At 68.4% G+C, this 20,550-nt stretch carries 17 protein-coding genes; 9 read left to right on the top strand and 8 right to left on the bottom strand.

The annotated features are described in order from the left end of the window. Nucleotides 1-61 precede the first annotated feature (61 nt). The 4 genes from pepN to PLC66_RS12870 form a co-directional block, all read right to left on the bottom strand. Nucleotides 62-2,737 (bottom strand): aminopeptidase N, encoded by a 2,676-nt coding sequence (gene pepN / locus PLC66_RS12885; protein ID WP_324541015.1) that lies wholly within the window; start codon nt 2,735-2,737, stop codon nt 62-64. A 170-nt stretch (nt 2,738-2,907) separates the two neighbouring features. Beyond that, a complete protein-coding gene (locus PLC66_RS12880; protein ID WP_324541013.1) occupies nt 2,908-3,804 on the bottom strand; it encodes a universal stress protein in 897 nt (298 codons plus the stop codon). A 3-nt stretch (nt 3,805-3,807) separates the two neighbouring features. Next, nucleotides 3,808-5,595 carry a cation:proton antiporter gene (locus tag PLC66_RS12875; protein WP_324541011.1) on the bottom strand — a complete coding sequence of 596 codons (1,788 nt, stop codon included), beginning with the start codon at nt 5,593-5,595 and terminating at the stop codon, nt 3,808-3,810. Nucleotides 5,596-5,731: 136 nt separating this feature from the next. After that, nucleotides 5,732-6,259 (bottom strand): RDD family protein, encoded by a 528-nt coding sequence (locus PLC66_RS12870; RefSeq protein WP_324541010.1) that lies wholly within the window; start codon nt 6,257-6,259, stop codon nt 5,732-5,734. 146 nt (nt 6,260-6,405) lie between these two features. Between PLC66_RS12870 and PLC66_RS12865 the strand changes: the two genes are divergently transcribed. The 5 genes from PLC66_RS12865 to PLC66_RS12845 all read left to right on the top strand — a co-directional run bounded on the left by PLC66_RS12865 (nt 6,406) and on the right by PLC66_RS12845 (nt 12,306). After that, nucleotides 6,406-8,118, top strand: coding sequence for an acetolactate synthase 3 catalytic subunit (locus tag PLC66_RS12865; RefSeq protein ID WP_324541007.1), 1,713 nt, complete (start codon nt 6,406-6,408; stop codon nt 8,116-8,118). Between the two features lie 34 nt (nt 8,119-8,152). After that, nucleotides 8,153-8,644, top strand: coding sequence for an acetolactate synthase small subunit (gene ilvN, locus PLC66_RS12860; RefSeq protein WP_324541005.1), 492 nt, complete (start codon nt 8,153-8,155; stop codon nt 8,642-8,644). 63 nt (nt 8,645-8,707) lie between these two features. Further along, nucleotides 8,708-9,724, top strand: coding sequence for a ketol-acid reductoisomerase (gene ilvC, locus PLC66_RS12855; RefSeq protein WP_324541003.1), 1,017 nt, complete (start codon nt 8,708-8,710; stop codon nt 9,722-9,724). A gap of 183 nt (nt 9,725-9,907) precedes the next feature. Further along, nucleotides 9,908-10,768, top strand: a complete 861-nt coding sequence (gene pssA / locus PLC66_RS12850; RefSeq protein ID WP_324541092.1) for a CDP-diacylglycerol--serine O-phosphatidyltransferase — start codon at nt 9,908-9,910, stop codon at nt 10,766-10,768. Next, a complete protein-coding gene (locus PLC66_RS12845) occupies nt 10,765-12,306 on the top strand; it encodes a 2-isopropylmalate synthase (RefSeq protein WP_324541001.1) in 1,542 nt (513 codons plus the stop codon). Before pssA ends, PLC66_RS12845 begins: the two co-directional genes overlap by 4 nt. An 81-nt stretch (nt 12,307-12,387) precedes the next feature. Here PLC66_RS12845 and PLC66_RS12840 read toward each other — a convergent pair whose 3' ends face one another. The 4 genes from PLC66_RS12840 to glcC form a co-directional block, all read right to left on the bottom strand. Beyond that, nucleotides 12,388-12,735 (bottom strand): DUF2069 domain-containing protein, encoded by a 348-nt coding sequence (locus tag PLC66_RS12840; RefSeq protein ID WP_324540999.1) that lies wholly within the window; start codon nt 12,733-12,735, stop codon nt 12,388-12,390. Then, a complete protein-coding gene (gene wrbA, locus PLC66_RS12835; RefSeq protein WP_324540997.1) occupies nt 12,732-13,331 on the bottom strand; it encodes an NAD(P)H:quinone oxidoreductase in 600 nt (199 codons plus the stop codon). The genes PLC66_RS12840 and wrbA overlap by 4 nt, the downstream gene beginning before the upstream one ends. 88 nt (nt 13,332-13,419) lie before the next feature. After that, complete coding sequence (locus PLC66_RS12830; RefSeq protein WP_324540995.1) at nt 13,420-14,937, bottom strand: cyclic-di-GMP receptor FimW-related protein; 1,518 nt, start codon at nt 14,935-14,937, stop codon at nt 13,420-13,422. A 124-nt stretch (nt 14,938-15,061) separates the two neighbouring features. After that, nucleotides 15,062-15,850, bottom strand: a complete 789-nt coding sequence (glcC, locus tag PLC66_RS12825; RefSeq protein ID WP_324540993.1) for a transcriptional regulator GlcC — start codon at nt 15,848-15,850, stop codon at nt 15,062-15,064. Nucleotides 15,851-16,095: 245 nt separating this feature from the next. Between glcC and glcD the strand changes: the two genes are divergently transcribed. The 4 genes from glcD to PLC66_RS12805 all read left to right on the top strand — a co-directional run bounded on the left by glcD (nt 16,096) and on the right by PLC66_RS12805 (nt 20,430). After that, nucleotides 16,096-17,595 (top strand): glycolate oxidase subunit GlcD, encoded by a 1,500-nt coding sequence (gene glcD / locus PLC66_RS12820; protein WP_324540991.1) that lies wholly within the window; start codon nt 16,096-16,098, stop codon nt 17,593-17,595. After that, on the top strand, nt 17,595-18,686 hold the full coding sequence (gene glcE / locus PLC66_RS12815; RefSeq protein ID WP_324540990.1) for a glycolate oxidase subunit GlcE: 1,092 nt from the start codon (nt 17,595-17,597) through the stop codon (nt 18,684-18,686). The genes glcD and glcE overlap by 1 nt, the downstream gene beginning before the upstream one ends. A 44-nt stretch (nt 18,687-18,730) precedes the next feature. Further along, nucleotides 18,731-19,948, top strand: coding sequence for a glycolate oxidase subunit GlcF (glcF, locus tag PLC66_RS12810; protein WP_324540988.1), 1,218 nt, complete (start codon nt 18,731-18,733; stop codon nt 19,946-19,948). Nucleotides 19,949-20,025: 77 nt separating this feature from the next. Beyond that, nucleotides 20,026-20,430: a heme-binding protein gene (locus tag PLC66_RS12805; protein WP_324540985.1), complete on the top strand. Its 405-nt coding sequence runs from the start codon at nt 20,026-20,028 to the stop codon at nt 20,428-20,430. The last annotated feature ends 120 nt before the right edge of the window (nt 20,431-20,550 follow it).

Raw genomic sequence — 20,550 nt, 5'->3', positions numbered from 1 at the left:
CAATGCAGAACGCCGGGTGATGAACCCGGCGTTCTGCGTTTACCACACCCGCAGCGCCCGCCTACTGTGCGAGTGCCTTGCCGACGATCTCGGCGACGTCAGCCGACAGCCCCTTGCTTGCGAGCACGCGCTCGAGCTGGGGCCGGATACTGGCCTGCAGCGCCGGCGTGAAATGGCGCCAGTTCTCCAGCGCGCGTGCCATGCGCGCCGCCACCTGGGGATTGCGCGCATCGAGGGCGATCACCTGATCGGCCCAGAACGCGTGGCCGCTGCCGTCGGCGAGGTGGAACTCGCCCGGGTTGGCGCGGAAGAAGCTCCCAAGCAGCGCGTACACCTTGTTCGGATTCGACAGGCTGAAGGCCGGATCGCTCAGCAACACCCGCACGCGGGCCAGTGTCGGCTCGGCCGCCGCATCCCAGCGCCAGGCTCCGGCCTGCAGCGCGAACCACTTGTCGAGCACCAGCGCATCGTCGCGGTAGCGGGCATGGAAGGCCCGTAGCGCGGCGGTGCGCGCCGGACTGGCGCTCTGCACCAGCGCGGCCAGGGCGCCGAAGCGCTGCGTCATGTCGGTCGCCTGGGCAAGATGCGCTTCGGCCCGCGCCAGCCCCTCGGCGTCGCCGCCGGCGGCCAGGTAGCGCAGCGCCAGGTTGGCCAGCGCCCGCCGACCGGCGTCGCCGGGGTGGTAGCGGTAAGCCCCCGCGACCTGCATGCGCTCGAGTACCTGCAGCCAGTCGGTGGAGAGCTCGCGCCCGAGTGTACCCATCACGTCGATGAGGGCGGCGCGCAGCGCGGCCGGATCGGCCGGCGACATGCGCTCGAGCAGGTAGGGCTCGGCGGGAAGCGCCAGCGCCTGGGCGCGGAAGGCCGGGTCGAGCGCCTCGTCGGTCAGCAGGCTGCGAAACGCAGCGCGAAAATCCGCCGGCAGCCGCGCGGCGGGTTCGGCTGCACGCGCCAGGATCACGCGCTCGGCGTAGCGCTGTGCGGCATCCCAGCGGTTGAAGGGGTCGCTGTCGTGGGCCATGCGAAACGCCAGCCGGCCATCGTCCTCGTCGAGCTCGAGGATCACCGGCGCAGAGAAGCCGCGCAGCAGCGAGGGCACGGGCTCGGCGTCGAGACCGATGAAGCGGAAGCGCTGTTCGTCCTGCGTCAGCCGCAGTACGCGACTGGTGGCACCGGGCTGGGCCTCGCCTTCGAGCTGGAGCGGGCGATCGCGCCCGTCCGGACCGACCAGCCCGAGCGCAACCGGAATCACCAGCGGCGCCTTGTCGAGCTGGCCGGGCGTGGGCGGCGTGTGCTGCGCGAGCGTCAGGGTGTAGCTGCCCGTGGTGGCGTCCCAGCAGCCGCTGGCCTTGAGCCGCGGCGTGCCGGCCTGACTGTACCAGCGCATAAACTGGTCGAGATCGAAGCCGTTGTTGGCCTCTGACATGGCCTCGACGAAGTCGTCGCAGGTTACCGCCTGGCCGTCGAAATAGCTGAAGTAGAGGTCCATGCCGTTGCGAAAGCCCTCCTGCCCGAGCAGGGTATGCAGCATGCGGATGACCTCGGCCCCCTTCTCATACACCGTGGCAGTGTAGAAGTTGTTGATCTCCTGGTAACTGTCCGGGCGGATCGGGTGCGCCATCGGGCCCGCATCCTCGGGGAACTGCGCCGCACGCAGCACGCGGACGTCGTCGATGCGCTTGACCGCACGCGCGGAGGCCGCGCCCTCGGGACCGGCCGCGCGCGCCAGCATGTCGGCCGAGAACTGCTGGTCGCGGAAGACGGTGAGACCTTCCTTCAAGGTGAGCTGGAACCAGTCGCGGCAGGTAACGCGGTTGCCGGTCCAGTTGTGAAAGTACTCATGCGCGACCACGCTCTCGACGTGCTCGTAATCGACGTCGGTGGCGGTGTCGGGCTTGGCGAGCACGAACTTGGTGTTGAAGATGTTCAGGCCCTTGTTCTCCATCGCCCCCATGTTGAAGTCGGCCACGGCGACGATCATGAAGCGGTCGAGGTCGAGCTCGAGACCGAAGGTTTCCTCATCCCAGCGCAACGAATGCACCAGCGAATCCATCGCATGCTCGCAGCGATCGAGGTTACCCTCCTCCACCCACACCTGCAGCAGCACCTCGCGGCCGGACATCGTGGTGACGCTGCGCTCGAGCGCCACCAGCTTCGCCGCCACCAGGGCGAACAGGTATGACGGCTTGGGGAAGGGATCTTCCCATTTCGCGTAGTGGCGGCCATTTGGCAGCTCGCCCTGCTCGAGCAGGTTGCCGTTCGACAGCAGCACCGGGCAGCTTGCGCGCTCGGCCTCGAGGGTGACCGTGTAGCGCGCCATCACGTCAGGCCGGTCGGGGAAACAGGTGATGCGGCGAAAGCCCTCGGCCTCGCACTGGGTGAAGAAGCCCCCCGCCGACAGGTAGAGGCCTGACAGCGTGGTGTTGGCGCGCGGATTGATCCGCGTCTGGACCTCGATTACGACGCGCTCGCCCTCGGCATCGATCTCGAGCAGGCCGTCATGCTCGCGCAGCCCGGCGGGCGGCGCCCCATCGACGCTCAAGGCCACGCGTTCGAGGGCCTCGCCCCAGAGCTGGATCGGGCCGTCTCCGGCACCGGGCTGGCGCACGCAGACCATGCGGTTGGTGACCAGCGTGGCCTCGGCGTCGAGGCGAAAATGCAGGTCGACGGTCTCGACCGTCCAGGGCAGCGGCCGGTAGTCGGCGCGCTGAATCGTCGGGGCGTGTTCGGTTCTCATTCGTTCTCCGGCGCCCGCGGCAGGCACGGGCAAAGCGCAGGGGCAATACATACGGGCAGGATCGCCGCCCGGGAGTGTACGCCGCGCGGCGGGCGGCGCACAGGCCAGCGAGGGACACCCGCGCTCGCAAGGGGCATGCCGGACAGCAAGGGCCACGCAGGCACCACCATTCAGGCGATATCGCGGTCCGCCACGAGCACGTCGGCAGCAGACTGGGCGAGGATGTGCCGGGTGACGCTGCCGAGCAGCATCTCCTCGATCACGCCGAGGCCGCGCTTGCCGATCACGATCAGGTCGCAGTCCTGTTCGTGCTCCTGCTCCAGGATGCGGGTGGTGGCCTCACCGTGCACCACGACACGTCGCACCTTGTGCGCATCGAGCCCGGCCGCGGCGACCAGTTCGTTCATGCGCGCGCTCGCCTCGCGCCCGGCATTGGCACGCAGGCCCGAGAGGGCGCTGTCCTCCACCCCCGCGTAGCGCAGCTTGCCCTCGAAGGGCACCTCGAAAGCGTGCAGCAGCACGAGCTCGGCCTGCGGCGCCACCTGCTGCGCCACGTTCAGCGCATGCAACGCGCGCGCCGAGAAATCCACCGGCACCAGCACACGGCGATAGGATTCGTGCGCCATCTGCTTGACCACCAGCAACGGCCGCGTGGTCTTGCGCAGCACGCGCTCGGTGGTCGAGCCGATCAGCAACTCGCGCATGAAGCCGGCCCCACGCGCCCCCATCACCAGCAGGTCGGCGTCGATGGCGTCAGCGTGACTGGCAATTTCGGGCAGCACCGAACCGACTACGAGCTCGATGTCGGGCACGACGCCATGCGCGGCGCCCATGTCGGCCGCCAGCGCCTGCACCTCCCCGCGCACCGCGTCGAGCAGGCGTTGCTCGAGATCACCGGTGCCACCATCGATGAGATGGCGCAGGACGTCGAGCGCCCCCACGCTCACCACATGCTGCAGCGCGAGCCGCGCCCCCGAGTCGGCCGCAATCAGCGCCGCGCGCACGACGGCGTGGCGGGCCAGTGCGGAAAGGTCGGTGGGGGCGAGGATGGTCCGTAGCGGCTTCATCGTTCAGGCTCCTTGTTTCGACTGCGCGGCCGCCACCGCGGCGTCAGCGGCGTCAGCTGCGGCGGGGTCGAGCGCCGCCGCGTCCGCCTCTGGACGCGCGGGAGCATCAGGCGCCCGCCCGTCCTGGCGATGCACCTGCTCGAAGGCGATCTCGGCGGCGAAGGCGCGCGCCGCGTAGTCGGCGGCATCGGTGAACGGGTTCAACACCCGCTCCACGCCCGCTGCATCGAGCGCCTCGCCATGCAGATCGTCCCGCACCACGCCGGCGATGCGACCACGGAAACCGGCCTCCTTGAGCGCGTTGAGGAAGGCACGGTTGGACTCCCACTGCGGAAAGGTGGTGATCGCCCAGCGCGCGTGCTCGAGCGGCAGCGACTCGAGAAAGCTCGGGTCCTCGCCGTCACCGAAGCGCACGGGCTGACGCAGCTTGCGCAACGCACGCACCGTCTCCGGGTCGAAGTCGACCCCGAGCACCTCGATGCCCGCGGCGCGCAGCTGGCTCATCAGGCGCGAGCCATAGCGGCCGAGGCCGAAGATGATGATGTCCGGCTGCCCCGCCGGCCGTCCCGGGCGCTCGACCGCGAGCTCACGGAACGGCCGCTTGCGCTCGAACACGCCGAGCCAGGGCGCGAGCTTGTCGTAGAGCGCATGCGAGAACAGGATCATGTAGGTCGACATCATGATCGTCACCAGGCCCACCAGCGTGGTCAGGCCGAGCGCCTCCACCCCGACGTGGCCGAGGGTGATGCCCATGGCGACGAACACGATGGAGAACTCGCTGATCTGCGCCACGGTCAGCCCGGCGAGGAAGCCGGTGCGCTTGCGGTAGCCCATGTAGCCCATGATCGCCATCACGATCAGCGGGTTGCCGATGAGGACGAACACCGACAGCACCACGGCCGGCCAGATCTCGCCGCCTAGCGTGGAAAAATCGAGCTTGGAGCCGAGGTCGATGAAGAAGAACAGCAGCATGAAGTCGCGGATGCCGGTGAGGCGCGCGTTCATCGCCTCGCGGTAACTGGTCGATGCCAGCGAGAAGCCCGCCATGAAGGCGCCCGCCTCCTTGCTGAAACCGGCCCACTCGCCAATCGCCGCCAGGCCCGTGCCCCAGGCGATCGCGAAAATCAGCAGCAGCTCCTGTGAGCGCGCCATCGCCTCGACCAGCCTGGGCAGCACGTAGCGCATCAGCACGAACATCAGCACCGCGGCCGCCACCAGGCGCAGCACCAGCGAACCCGCCACATCGACGACGCCGGCATCGCCCGCCCCGCGCAAGGCGCTCATCGCCATCATCGCCAGCACCACCGCCACGTCCTGCACGATCAGGAAGCCGACCGCGATGCGTCCGTGCAGCGAGTCGAGTTCGCGCTTGTCCGACAGCAGCTTGACGATGATGATGGTGCTGGAGAAGGTCAGCGCCACGGCAACGTAGATCGCCTCCATGACGTCCTTGCCCATCAGCAGGATGAGCACGAAGCCGAACACGATGGTGAAGGCGAGCTGGCCGAGGCCGGTTGCCAGGGCGACGGGACCGATGTGGCGGATATGGTGCAGGTCGAGCTTGAGGCCGACGACGAAGAGCAGCACCGTGACGCCGATCTCGGCCAGCAGCGCGATCTGCTCGTGGGCCTGGACGATGCCGAACACCGCCGGCCCGACCAGGATGCCGACCACGATGTAGGCGATCAGCACCGGCTGGCGCAGGCGCACGGCAATCGCGCCCGCCACCGCCGAAATGATCAGCAGCAGGGCGAACTCGGCATACGGCCCGTGGGCGAGCATTTGCTCCATGGGGGTCGCTCCTGTGCGTCGTGGACGAGGCCCGCGGCAGCGAACACCACCTTCATGATTGCGCGGCGTCGGCGTTGCGCAATCCTAACATCGCCGCGACCCAAAGCGCCCCGCGCCGCGGGGCGGCGGCAACCGGTCAGCCCTTCGGCGGCGGTGGCAGCAGCACGATGCAGGTGCCTGCCAGGCGGTCGTGCAGGAACTGCCGATCGCGATCGACCAGCGCCCACAGCAGGCCGAGACCGCACAGCAGGACCGATGGCCAGGCCAGGGCATAGCGCAGCCAGCTGCGGCCCAGGCTGGCGCTGCGGCCATCGTCGGCGTTGACGATCTTCAGCCGCCAGGTCTGCATCGACAGGGTCTGGCCGTGGCGCCGCCAGTACCAGACGAAATAGACGCCCAGCACGCCAAAGATGTGCAGCCACGCCAGCCAGCCCGGGGGAGCGACGCCGAAGACCACACCGAGGATCAGGTAGGGGACGAGGAAGGTGAGCGCGAGCACGCCGAGCAGCAGCATCGATTCGTACAGCATCGACGCAAGGCGACGCCTGAGGCCTGCGAGTTCGACGATCTGCCGATTCACGGCGGCCGTCGTGGCGGCAGCGGCGCTGCCTGCGCCGCCCTGCACCGGGCGCGCATCGGCGGCCCTGCTTTTCCTGCGTGTCATGAAATCATCCGCAAACCAGCAGGCCGAAGCCCGTCGGAAAACCCGCATTTACAGCCCGCCGCCTCTCGTCCCCAGCCTTGACCAAACTGCGGGCGGCCGGTAACGTTCTGCGTTTATTCAAACCCCTAACAACAAGCGAGCTGTCGATGGTGCTGTCCGGAGCCGAAATTGTAATCAGGTGCCTGCAGGAAGAAAAGGTCGAGTACGTCTTCGGTTATCCGGGCGGCGCAGTCCTCTTCATCTACGACGCGCTCTTCCAGCAGGATCAGGTCCGCCACGTGCTCGTGCGCCATGAGCAGGCTGCGGTGCATGCCGCCGACGGCTTCGCGCGCAGCACCGAGAAGGTCGGCGTCGCGCTGGTGACCTCGGGCCCCGGCGCCACCAACGCCGTCACCGGCATCGCCACCGCCTACTGCGACTCGATCCCGATGGTGATCATCTCGGGACAGGTGCCCACTGCCGCCATCGGCCAGGACGCCTTCCAGGAAGTTGACACCGTCGGCATCACCCGCCCCTGCGTGAAGCACAACTTCCTCGTCAAGGACGTGCGCGACATCGCGTCGACGATGAAGAAGGCCTTCTACCTGGCGCGCACCGGCCGCCCCGGCCCGGTGCTGGTCGACATCCCCAAGGACGTGTCGATGCACAAGTGCGAGTTCGAGTATCCGAAGGAGATCTCGATGCGCTCGTACAACCCGGTGGTCAAGGGCCACAGCGGGCAGATCCGCAAGGCCGTGCAACTGCTGCTCGAAGCCAAGCGCCCGATGATCTACACCGGCGGCGGCGTCGTGCTCGCCAACGCCGCGGCGCAGCTCACCAAGCTCACCCGCCTGCTCGGCTACCCGATCACCAATACCCTGATGGGCCTGGGCGGCTACCCGTCCAGTGACCGCCAGTATCTGGGCATGCCTGGCATGCACGGCACCTTCGAAGCCAACATGGCGATGCACTACAGCGACGTGCTGCTCGCCGTCGGCGCCCGCTTCGACGATCGCGTCATCGGCAACCCGGCACACTTCGCCGAGGAGCCGCGCAAGATCATCCACGTCGACATCGACCCGTCGTCGATCTCCAAGCGCGTCAAGGTCGACGTTCCCATCGTCGGCGACGTCAAGGAAGTGCTCGAGGAGATGATCCGCCAGCTCGAGTCCGGCGAGGCCCGCCCCAATCCCGACGCGCTCGCCACCTGGTGGAAGCAGGTCGAGGAATGGCGCAGCCGCAAGTGCATGGTCTATACGAATTCGGACGAGATCATCAAGCCGCAGTTCGTGGTGCAAAAACTGTGGGAAGTAACCGGCGGCGACGCCATCATCACCTCCGATGTCGGCCAGCACCAGATGTGGGCGGCGCAGTATTACGGCTTCGACAAGCCGCGGCGCTGGCTCAACTCGGGCGGCCTGGGCACGATGGGTGTGGGCATGCCCTACGCGATGGGCGCCAAGCTCGCCAACCCGGACCTGCAGGTCGCCTGCGTAACCGGCGAAGCCTCGATCCAGATGAACATCCAGGAGCTGTCGACCTGCAAGCAGTTCCGCCTGCCGATCAAGATCTGCAACCTCAACAACCGCTATCTGGGCATGGTGCGTCAGTGGCAGGAGATCTTCCACGGCGGCCGCTACTCCGAGTCCTACATGGACTCCCTGCCCGACTTCGCCAAGCTGGCCGAGTCCTACGGCCATGTCGGCATCCGCGTCGATCGTCCGGCCGACGTGGAGGGTGCGCTGCGCGAGGCCTTCACCACGCACCGCAACGAACTCGTGTTCCTCGACTTCCAGGTCGACCAGACCGAGAACGTCTATCCGATGGTGCAGGGCGGCAAGGGTCTCACCGAGATGATCCTGTCGGCCGAAGACCTCTAATCGCCCTCCAGCAGAACGCGGAACCGAACCCATCATGCGTCACGTCATTTCCCTCCTGATCGAAAACGAATCCGGCGCGCTGTCGCGCGTGTCCGGCCTGTTCTCGGCGCGCGGCTACAACATCGAGTCGCTCACCGTGGCCCCCACCGAAGACGCCTCGATGTCGCGCATGTCGATCGTCACCACCGGCTCGGACGACATCATCGAGCAGATCACCAAGCAGCTGAACAAGCTGGTCGAGGTGGTCAAGGTGGTCGACATCTCCGAGGCCGCGCACATCGAGCGCGAACTCATGCTCATCAAGGTGCGCGCCACCGGCAAGGACCGCGAGGAGATCAAGCGCACCACCGACATCTTCCGGGCCCGCATCATCGACGTCACCGACGCCTCCTATGTCGTCGAACTCACCGGCAATCAGACCAAGCTCGATGCCTTCATCGGTGCCATCGACCCTGCACTGATCCTCGAGACGGTGCGCTCGGGCGTGTGCGGCATCGGTCGCGGCGACCGCGTGCTCAAGATCTGAGCCAGCACCGATTCATCCCCACCCCGCTCAACCTCCCGACCCGCTAAGCAAGAAAGGAAAGACATGAAGGTTTATTACGACAAGGACGCCGACCTCTCCCTCATCAAGGGCAAGAAGGTCACCATCGTGGGCTACGGCTCGCAGGGCCATGCCCACGCACAGAACCTGAAGGATTCGGGCTGCAAGATCACCGTCGGCCTGCGCAAGGGCGGCGCTTCCTGGGCGAAGGCCGAAGCGGCCGGCATCAAGGTCGAGGAGATCGGCAAGGCCGTCAAGGGCGCCGACGTCGTGATGATCCTGCTGCCGGACGAGACCGCTCCGCAGGTCTACCGCGAGGACGTCGAGCCGAACATCAAGAAGGGCGCCGTGCTAGCCTTCGCCCACGGCTTCAACGTGCACTACAACCAGATCGTGCCGCGTGAGGACCTCGACGTGATCATGGTCGCGCCCAAGGGCCCCGGCCACACCGTGCGCTCCGAGTACCTGCGCGGGGGCGGCGTGCCGACCCTGATCGCCGTGTATCAGGACCGCTCGGGCAAGGCCAAGGACATCGCCCTGTCCTACTCCGCGGCCAACGGTGGCACCAAGGGCGGCGTGATCGAGACCAACTTCCGCGAAGAGACCGAGACCGACCTCTTCGGCGAGCAGGCCGTGCTGTGCGGCGGTGCCGTGGAGCTGGTCAAGATGGGCTTCGAGACCCTGGTGGAAGCCGGCTACGCGCCCGAGATGGCCTACTTCGAGTGCCTGCACGAGCTCAAGCTGATCGTCGACCTGATGTACGAGGGCGGTATCGCCAACATGAACTACTCCATCTCCAACAATGCGGAGTATGGCGAGTACGTGACCGGCCCCGAGGTCATCAACGAGCAGTCGCGCGCCGCCATGCGCAACGCGCTCAAGCGCATCCAGACCGGCGAATACGCCAAGATGTTCATCCTCGAGGGCAAGACCAACTACCCGAGCATGACCGCCTACCGACGCCTGAACGCCGACCACCAGATCGAGAAGGTCGGCGCCACGCTGCGCGACATGATGCCGTGGATCAAGGCCAAGGCGCTGGTCGACAAGTCGAAGAACTGATCGTGCGCGGGCAGCTCTGCCCGCCGTGACGACAAGGGCCGGGGACGCGCATGCGGCTCCGGCCTTTTCCGTTGACGGCGCCATCGCAGCGCGGCCCGCCTGCCGCATGCGCTAGAATCCCCAGTCCGAGAACCAAGGAGGCGACAGTCCAACGTGACCCATCCCGACCGCCACCCGCTGCCGATGCTCGACAAGCGCCGCCGCGGCATCTACATCCTCCCCAACCTGTTCACCACGGCGGCGCTGTTCGCCGGCTTCTATGCCATCGTGCAGGCGATGAACGACCGCTTCGAGTACGCCGCGGTCGCGATCTTCGTCGCCATGGTGCTCGACGGCCTCGACGGCCGCATCGCCCGCCTCACCCACACCCAGAGCGAATTCGGCGCCGAATACGACTCGCTGTCCGACATGGTGTCCTTCGGCGCGGCGCCGGCACTGGTCATGTACGAATGGGCGCTGCAGGATCTGGGCAAGCTGGGCTGGATCGCCGCCTTCATCTATTGCGCCGGCGCGGCGCTGCGCCTGGCCCGCTTCAACACCAACATCGACGTCGTCGACAAGCGCTTCTTCCAGGGCTTGCCGAGCCCGGCGGCCGCGGCGCTGATTGCCGGCATGGTGTGGGTGGGCCTGGACAACGGCTTCACCGGCACCGAGCTGCAGTGGTATGCCTGCGTGCTCACCATCTTCGCCGGCGTGTCCATGGTCAGCAACGTGTTGTTCTGGAGCGGCAAGGACATCAACCTGCGCAAGAGCGTGCCCTTCATCGTGCTGATCGCGCTTGTGCTGGCCTTCGCGCTCATCTCCAGTTACCCGCCTGGCATCCTGTTCGCACTCTTCCTCGGCTATGCCGCATCCGGCTACATCGTCTGGGCGCTGCGCTGGCGCAAGCGCAAGCTGCAGCGCCAGGAGATCGCCGCGGCAGGCGACGCCGCCGGCACGCAGTCAAACCCGTCCACGGCCGCCGAGGACGCCGCCAGCACACAGTCCGACCAGCCCGTCGCGTCCGCGGAGGACGCCCCATCCGACCCCGGGAGCAAACCATGAAAGACAAGCTGATCATCTTCGACACCACCTTGCGCGACGGCGAGCAGAGCCCGGGCGCCTCCATGACCCGCGACGAGAAGCTGCGCATCGCCCGCCAGCTCGAGCGCATGCGGGTCGACGTCATCGAGGCCGGCTTCGCCGCCGCCTCCAATGGCGACTTCGAATCGGTGCGCGCGATCGCCGAGGCGATCAAGGACTCCACCGTGTGCTCGCTGGCGCGCGCCAGCGAGGCCGACATCCGGCGCTCGGGCGAGGCCATCGCCCCGGCCGTGCGCGGCCGCATCCACACCTTCATCGCCACCAGCCCGATCCACATGGAGAAGAAGCTGCGCATGACGCCCGACCAGGTCGTCGAGCAGGCGGTGAAGGCGATCGGCTGGGCGCGCCAGTTCACCGACGACGTCGAGTTCTCCGCCGAAGATGCCGGCCGCTCCGAACTCGACTTCCTCGTGCGCATCTTCGAGGCGGTGATCAAGGCCGGCGCGAAAACCATCAACGTGCCCGACACCGTCGGCTACAACGTGCCCGAGCAGTTCGCCACCACCCTGCGCAGCCTGATCGAGCGCGTGCCCAACGCCGACAAGGTGGTGTGGTCGGTGCATTGCCACAACGACCTCGGCCTCGCGGTGGCGAACTCGCTCGCAGCCGTGCGAGCGGGCGCGCGCCAGGTCGAATGCACCATCAACGGCCTCGGCGAGCGCGCGGGCAACGCCTCGCTCGAGGAGATCGTGATGGCGGTGCGCACCCGCGCCGACATCTTCCCGGTCGAGACCGGCGTCGACACCACGCAGATCGTCCCCGCCTCCAAGCTCGTGTCGCAGATCACCGGCTACCCGGTGCAGCCGAACAAGGCCATCGTCGGCGCCAACGCCTTCGCCCACGAGTCGGGCATCCACCAGGATGGCGTGCTCAAGCACCGCGAGACCTACGAGATCATGCGCGCCGAGGACGTGGGCTGGGGCGCCAACAAGCTGGTGCTCGGCAAGCTGTCCGGGCGCAACGCCTTCCGCGCCCGCCTGGTCGAGCTCGGCATCGAGATCGAGAGCGAGGAACACCTCAACCACGCCTTCGCGCGCTTCAAGGAGCTGGCCGACAAGAAGCACGAGATCTTCGACGAGGACCTGACCGCGCTCATGCGCGACGAGGCGGTCACGCCCGAACTCGAGCACTACCGCCTGCTGGCGAGCCGCTTCCACTCCGAGACCGGCGAGACGCCGCTGGCGGCGATCACGCTGTCGGTCGGCGGCCGCGAGAAGCGCTCCGAAGCCGAGGGCTCTGGCCCGGTCGATGCCGCCTTCAAGGCCATCGAGTCGATCGTCGCCAGTGGCAGCGAACTGCTGCTGTACTCGGTCAATGCGATCACCACCGGCACCGACGCCCAGGGCGAGGTCACGGTGCGACTGTCGAAGGCCGGCCGCGTCATGGACGGCCAGGGTGCCGACACCGACATCATCGTCGCCTCGGCGAAGGCCTACCTGAACGCCCTCAACAAGCTGCATGCCGGTGCCGCACGCCTCAACCCCCAGGTCGGCCCCTGACGGGATCGGCGCCAACGGCTGCACGCCATGAAGCACAAGGGCCCGTCAGCGACGGGCCCTTGCTTTTCTTGCGGTGCGCGCTCAGCTCTGGCGCGAAGGCGCGCTGTAGCGGGCGTGAAACATGGTGCTCAGGAACAGGACCACCGCCAGCGCAGCCTCGAGGATCGCAAACACGCCCATCAGCCCGGGATCGGCGGCACGCAGCACGCCTTCGGTGAAATACAGCAGCGACAGCATCGACACCCACTGCGAGGTGTAGCGCTTGCCGCGCAGGATGCCGAACACGGCCGGCAGCAGCGGCAGCGCCTTCAGGATCATCCACGAGCCGCCCGGTCGCAGCGGCGCCAGCCAGCCCTCCCACAGCACGCACAGCACGATCAGGCTGAGCAGCGCCACACTCGATACGCGCACGAAGATCTGCGGGTTCATGCGCGCGCTCCCAGTCGCAGTGCCAGCTCGGCGAGCCGGCGCCCCTGGGCGCGGGCGAGGACGACCTCGTCCGCCGTCAGCACCGCCAGGCCGTCCGCCCCGGCGACGTGGCTCGCCCCGTAGGGCGTGCCGCCACTGCGGGTCTGGTGGAGCGCCGGCTCGGTGTAGGGAATGCCCATCAGCAGCATGCCGTGGTGCAGCAAGGGCAGCATCATGCTCAGCAGCGTGCTCTCCTGGCCGCCATGCTGGCTGCCGCTCGACGTGAATACGCAGGCCGGCTTGCCCGCCAGCACGCCGTTCGCCCACGCCGCGCCGAGCCCATCGACGAAGTACTTCATCGGTGCCGCCATGTTGCCGAAGCGGGTCGGGCTGCCGAGCGCCAGGCCGGCGCACTGCTCCAGATCCTGCACCTCGACATAGGGCGGCCCGTCGGCCGGGATGTCGTCCTCGACCGCCTCGCACACGGTGGACACCCGCGGCACCGTGCGCACGCGCGCGACCGCCCCTGGCACTTGATGGATGCCGGTGACGATCTCTTCGGCGAGTGCGCGCACCGAACCGCGATGGCTGTAATAGAGGACGAGGATTTCGGGCATGAGCAGGGCGATCCGATACGGGGCCGCGGATTATACCCTTCGTCCGGCACCCGGCCGCAGGGTTCCCCGCCACCGGTGGGTCGCCCGCTCAGATCGGATAAGGGTCGATCTCGTACTGGAACAGCTCGATGCTCGGCGTCTGCATGTCCAGCCCGAGGGCGCGGGCCTGAGCGACATAGACGTGGCCCAGATCACGCACGAAGACGAAGCGGCGCGAGGCATAGGTGCCGGACAGGGCGAGCATGGCGGGGTGGCGGCGCACGGGCTCCATGACTGGCAGCGCCAGCGCCGGCGAAGGATGCGGGCTGCTCGCACCGCGAAAGCCGACCCGCACCGACTGGAAGGACGAGCCGATAAGCTGCAGGCCGAGCTCGACCTGGCCCGGGTTCTCGCTGCGCACCCAGCGCACGACGCACACCGACCAGGGCTGCTCGGGGTCGCGCCGCAGCGCAATCGCAATGCCGGCCTCGACCTCGCCTGCGACGCCGGCCACGCTCATGATCGCGTAGCCGCCCGGGCTCTCGTTGAGCACCACCCACTCCAGCACCTGCCCCTGCTCCCGGCGTCCGCAGCCGAGCTCCCACACCGACTTCAGCCCCACGCAAACCTGGACCATGTACTGGTGCTGGCGTCGCGGCTGCTCGCGCACCGGCGTCGCCATCCAGTGCATGCGCAGGCGTCGCAGCAGGGCGAGCGTCTCCAGCGGCGCCAGGCCGGGCGGAAAGCCGCCCTCGTCGGCCGCCAGCGGCTCGATCTCGCACTGCATGCCTGCCAGCTCGGCTGCAGTCATGTGTGCGGTCACCCAATCGATGCACTCGCTCAGTTTCTGCGCCATGGTGCGCGGGTTGAACGCCCACACCCTGCCCTCACCCTGGAGTTCGGCAGGCACCGGACTCCTGGAGAGCGCCACCGGGGCCGCATCCGCCGCCGGGTCGATCCACCACGCGGCGCCCCCCTCGGAGGGCGCCCCGGATGCCAGCGTGGCGGCCTCGAGGATGCGCTTGTCGAGAAAGTCGAACAGCCAGGCCAGCTCACGCGCGGTCAGGCCATCGGGCTGCGACACCGCCACGGCGAGGATGCGCAGATAGGCGATGCGCGCCGCACCCCCGGCATCACCGAAGGCGGCCCCGCTCGCCTGCGCCAGGCGATGCGCGAGCCGCCAGGCGCCAAACGGCGTATTGGCTGCGGCCAGGCCGGCCAGCGCAAAAACCTCGCCGACCAGCGCCAGGCCCTGGGCACTGAGCGCCGCCAGGTCGCCGCTGCGCCGCGGCCAGTGGCGCAGGCTGATGTCGACGAGATCGGCGTAGGCCCCAGCCACATCGAGCAGCGCGCTGCAGGCCTGTTCGGTGGTCTCGTACAGCGACAGCGGCAAGGGCAGATGCGCCGCCAGCAACTGCGGCCGCAGGCGCCCGGTGATGTCCGACACGCGTGCGGCGGCCGCCTGCAGCACCGCCTCGCGCTTGTCGACCGGCAGCTCGTGCCCGGCCAGCACCGGCAGGCGGGCCTTGAGGGCCGCCAGGTCGACGGCCGGATCGTCGACCGGCTCGCGCCCGAGCCAGTCGATCAGGTCCTGCAGCGCAACAGACGGTGCGTCGGTCTCGTCCATCGTCCTCGCCGTATAGAGGCGTCAAAGGAAACGGACCTGCATTCTAGCCGCTTGTGCGAGGGCTGCGCGTCGCGCCCCGCGGCGGGCTCCTCGGTAAGGCCCGGGGTGCGCCCGCGGTCCTCCGCTAGTTCCAGCCTTCGAGTCGCATCGTCGCCCGCACCAGACGCTGCTCCTCCTGCTCGATCTCGACAAAGCTCTCGCGCACGCTGTTGATGTGCTCGCGCGCGATCAGGCCCGCACGCTCCGGCTGGCGCTCGACCACCGCCTGGTAGAGGCGCTGGTGCTGGCGATCGATCACGTTCTTGTGCGCGGGGCGGTGGTAGAGGTTGTTCACCGAGGCGAACACGCTGTTCAGCATCAGGTCTGACAGCGACTGCAGCGTGTGCACCAGCACCGAGTTGTGCGAAGCCTCGCTGATCGCGCGGTGAAACGCGTGATCGACGCGGGCATGCTCTTCCGGCGAGGCCTCCGCCCCAACACCGCTGCGGGCGGCCAGGTCCTCGTAGCGGCGGCGGATCATCACGAAGTCGGCCACGGTACCGCGCAGCGCCGCGAGGCGGGCCGCCTCGCTCTCGAGCAGGGCGCGCACCTCGAGCAGGTCGTAGAGGGTGCGCGGCTGCGAGCTGAACAGGTGCAGCAGCGGGCTGGTGTCGCGCTCGGCGGACAGGCGGGCGACGAAGGAGCCCTTGCCATGGCGCGTTTCGATCACACCCAGTCCGCGCAGCACGCGCAGACCCTCGCGCAAGGCCGAGCGCGAGCAGCCCAGCTTCTCGCACAAGCGGCGCTCGGAAGGCAGCGCCTGCCCGACCTTGAGCACCCCATCGGTGATGAGCCGCTCGATGCGCTCGGCGACGACGTCGGCGATCTGACGCCGCTCGGGCACTCCTGATGCGGACTGAAGTTGTTCTGCCACGGTGGTCGGACCAGTAGGAAATAGGGGCACGAATTGAATCGATGAGCTCATGTACGGCTTTGATTATATTGCGCTCTATGGGCTATAAGGGTTAGACCTGATCAAAAAAACTGGTCAGACCAGTAAAAAACCACTGGTCGGTAACGCGCGGGACTTCTAGCATTCAACCGGCAGGCCCCCTTGCGCCTGCCCCTGAAGCCCAACGAGCCCCCAGCCATACCCGAGTCCGGGAGCGGAGAACCGCGATGAACATCCTCTACGACGAACGCATCGACGGCGCGCTGACTCAGGTCGACCGCGCGCATTTCTATGCCGAAATGCGGGCCGCGATCCCGGATCTCGCCATCCTCCACAGTCAGGAAGACCTGCGCCCCTACGAGTGCGACGGCCTCGCGGCCTACCGCAGCACGCCCCTGCTGGTGGTGCTGCCCGAGCGCATCGAGCAGGTGCAGGCCGTGCTGCGCCTGTGCCACGCGCGCAAGGTGCCGGTGGTGGCGCGTGGCGCCGGCACCGGTCTGTCGGGCGGTGCACTGCCGCTGGAACAAGGCGTGCTGCTGGTCATGGCACGCTTCAACCGCATCCTCGAGATCAACCCCAAGGGCCGCTACGCGCGCGTCCAGCCGGGCGTGCGCAACCTCGCCATCTCGCAGGCCGCCGCGCCCTACGAGCTCTACTACGCACCCGACCCGTCCTCACAGATCGCCTGCTCCATCGGCGGCAACGTCGCCGAGAATGCCGGCGGCGTGCATTGCCTCAAGTACGGCCTCACGGTGCATAACCTGCTCAAGGTCGAGATCCTGACCATCGAGGGCGAGCGCATGACGCTGGGCGCCGATGCCCTCGATGCGCCCGGCTTCGACCTGCTGGCGCTGATCACCGGCTCCGAGGGCCTGCTCGGCATCGTCACCGAGGTCACGGTGAAGTTGCTGCCCAAACCCCGCGTCGCCCGCGTGTTGATGGCGAGCTTCGACTCGGTCGACAAGGCCGGCCGCGCGGTGGGCGACATCATCGCCGCCGGCATCGTGCCCGGCGGACTGGAGATGATGGACAAGCTCGCGATCCAGGCCGCCGAGGACTTCATCCACGCCGGCTACCCGGTCGAGGCCGAGGCGATCCTGCTGTGCGAACTCGACGGCGTCGAGTCCGACGTGGCCGAGGACATCGAGCGCGTGCGCGCGGTGCTCGACCGTGCCGGCGCCACCGAGGTCAGCCTCGCCCGCGACGAAGCCGAGCGCGCCCGCTTCTGGGCCGGGCGCAAGAACGCCTTTCCCGCCGTCGGCCGCATGTCGCCCGACTACTACTGCATGGACGGCACCATCCCGCGCCGCCACCTGCCGACCGTGCTCAAGGGCACGGCCGAGCTGGCCGAGCGCTACGGCCTGCTCGTCGCCAACGTCTTCCATGCCGGCGACGGCAACATGCACCCGCTGATCCTGTTCGATGCCAACCAGCCCGGCGCGCTGCAACGCGCCGAGGAGCTGGGCGGCAAGATCCTCGAGCTGTGCGTCGCCGTCGGCGGCACGATCACCGGCGAGCATGGCGTCGGGCGCGAGAAGATCAACCAGATGTGCGTGCAGTTCAACACCGACGAGATCAACTTCTTCCACGCGGTGAAGGCGGCTTTCGACGCCCACGGCCTGCTCAACCCGGGCAAGAACATTCCCACCCTGCACCGCTGCGCCGAGTTCGGTGCCATGCACGTCCACCACGGCAAGCTGCCCTTCCCCGAACTGGAGCGTTTCTGATGCCCGCAAACGCCATCAATGCCCCCTCTGCCAAGACCCCCGGTGCCGACCTGAGTGCAGCGCTCATCGCCCACGTCGAACGCGCCCTCGCCGACAAGGCGCCGCTGCGCATCCAGGGCGGCAACACCAAGGCCTTCTACGGCCGCCCGGTCGATGGCGGCCTGCTCGACACCCGCGGCCATCGCGGCATCGTCAGCTACGACCCGACCGAGCTCGTGATCACCGCGCGCGCCGGCACGCCGCTCGTCGAGGTCGAGGCCGCGCTCGACGCCGCCGGCCAGATGCTGCCCTGCGAACCGCCCCACTTTGGCGCTGGCGCCACCGTCGGCGGCATGGTGGCCACCGGACTGTCCGGGCCGCGTCGGCCCTGGGTGGGATCGGTGCGCGACTTCGTGCTCGGCTGCCGCGTCATCAGCGGCGGCGCGAAGCATCTGCGCTTCGGTGGCGAGGTCATGAAGAACGTCGCCGGTTACGACGTGTCGCGCCTGATGGTCGGCAGCCTCGGCAGCCTCGGCCTGATCACCGAGGTCTCGTTCAAGGTCCTGCCCAAGCCGCGCAACAGCGTCAGCCTGCGCCTGGAGATGGACACCGACACCGCACTCGAGCGCTTCGCCGAGTGGGGTCAGCAACCGCTGCCGATCACCGCCGCCTGCCATGACGGCGAGGCGCTGATGCTGCGCCTGGAGGGGGGTGAAGGCTCGGTCGCCGCCGCGCGCGAGCGCCTCGGCGGCGAGGCGGTCTCGCCCGCGTTCTGGCAGGCCCAGCGCGAACACGAACTCGCCTTCTTCCAGGACCCGCGCCCGCTGTGGCGGATTTCGGTCGCCAACGACAGCCGGCCCGCCCTGCCCACCGGCAGCCAGCTCATCGACTGGGGCGGCGCCCAGCGCTGGCTCAAGACCGAGGCCGACGCCGACGCCATCCGTGCCGCTGCCAGCGCGGCCGGCGGTCACGCCAGCTGCTTCACGCCCGACGTCACCGACAGTCCGCTGCACCCGCTGCCCGAGGTGCTGCTGCGTTATCACCGCCAGCTCAAGGCCCAACTCGACCCGCAAGGCCTCTTCAACCCCGGGCGCATGTACGCCGGGCTCTGAGCCCGCAGGCTCCGAGCCCCCTCCCAGCCAGGACAGACCGACTCATGCAAACCAATCTGAGCGAAAGGGCCCGCGCCCTGCCCGGTGCCGACATCGCCGAAAGCGTGCTGCGAACCTGCGTGCACTGCGGCTTCTGCAACGCCACCTGCCCCACCTACCAGTTGCTCGGCGATGAACTGGATGGCCCGCGCGGCCGCATCTACCTGATGAAGCAGATGTTCGAGGGCGGCGAAGTCAGCGCCAGCACCCGCCTGCACCTCGACCGCTGCCTCACCTGCCGCAACTGCGAGACCACCTGTCCCTCGGGCGTGCAGTACCACAAGCTGCTCGACCTCGGCCGCGCCGCGATCGAGGCCTGGGCGCCGCGCCCGCTCGGCGAGGTGATCCAGCGCAAGCTGCTGCGTACCGTCGTGCCCCGCCCGACTCTGTTCAAGACCCTGGTGCAGGCCGGCGAAGCGGTGCGTCCGCTGCTGCCAGCCGGCCTCGCCAGCAAGCTGCCGCGGCGCATCAAGAGCGCCAAGCCACGCCCCGCACCGCGCCATGCGCGCACGGTGCTGATGCTCGAAGGCTGCGCCCAGCCCGGCCTGTCGCCCAACACCAACGCCGCCACCGCGCGCGTGCTCGACCGCCTCAACATCAGCGTGGTGCCGGCCAGCGAGGCCGGCTGCTGCGGCGCGGTCGACTTCCACCTCAACGCCCAGGACGCCGGCCTGGCGCGCGCGCGCCGCAACATCGACGCCTGGTGGCCGGCGGTGGAGGCCGGCGCCGAAGCCATCGTGCAGACCGCCAGCGGCTGCGGCGCCTTCGTCAAGGAGTACGGCTTCGTGCTGCGCGACGACCCGGCCTATGCGGCAAAAGCCGCACGCATCAGCGAGCTCGCCAAGGACCTGGTCGAGGTGCTGGGCCAGGAACCCCTGGAGTCGCTCGGCGTGCGTGCCGACAAGCGCCTCGCCTTCCATTGCCCGTGCACGCTGCAGCACGCGCAGAAGCTCGGCGGCACGGTGGAGAGCGTGCTCGGCCGCCTCGGCTTCAGCCTCACCGCGGTACCCGACAGCCACCTGTGCTGCGGCTCGGCCGGCACCTACTCGATCACGCAGCCCGAGCTGTCGCGCCGCTTGCGCGACAACAAGCTCGACGCCCTCGAGAGCGGCAAGCCCGACCTCATCGTTACCGCCAACATCGGCTGCCAGACCCACCTCGACGGTGCCGGCCGCACGCCAGTCAGTCACTGGATCGAAATCGTGGACGAATCGATCGCCTGAGCCCGCAACCGCGCCGCGCCAGCCCCCCACGCACGCGCCCACCGCGGCCGTGCCACCGTCTCACCAGGAGAACCCGCTTGAAGACCAAAACCGTACTTTGCCAGCACGACGTCGCCCGTATCCTCGCCGCCGCCCGCGCCATTGCGCAGGACCGTGGCTGGGCCGTCACCATTGCCGTCGTCGATGACGGCGGCCACCCGCTTGCCCTCGAGCGCATGGACGACTGCGCGCCGATCGGCGCCTACATCGCGGTCGAGAAGGCGCGCACCGCGGCACTCGGACGGCGCGACTCGAAGCAGTACGAGGACATGATCAACGGCGGCCGCACCGCCTTCCTGTCCGCCCCGGTGCTCGCCGGCACGCTCACCGGCGGCATCCCGCTGCTCGTCGACGGCCAGGTCGTGGGCGCGGTTGGCGTCTCCGGCGTGAAGCCCGACGAGGACGCCCTGGTCGCCCGGACGGGTGTCGACGCCCTGGCCTGACCGGCCGCGCGTCTACCCGCGGGCCTCCACTCACCCCTCCCCTCAATCACCAACAGCGATGGACGACATGACCGAACGAGAGACCTGCCAGCGCCTTCAGGTGGCTGTGCGCCTGAAGCG

Origin of the sequence: Thauera sp., assembly GCF_035444905.1 — a bacterium.
Classification (GTDB): domain Bacteria; phylum Pseudomonadota; class Gammaproteobacteria; order Burkholderiales; family Rhodocyclaceae; genus Thauera.
This window is presented reverse-complemented; position numbering and strand designations above follow the sequence as displayed.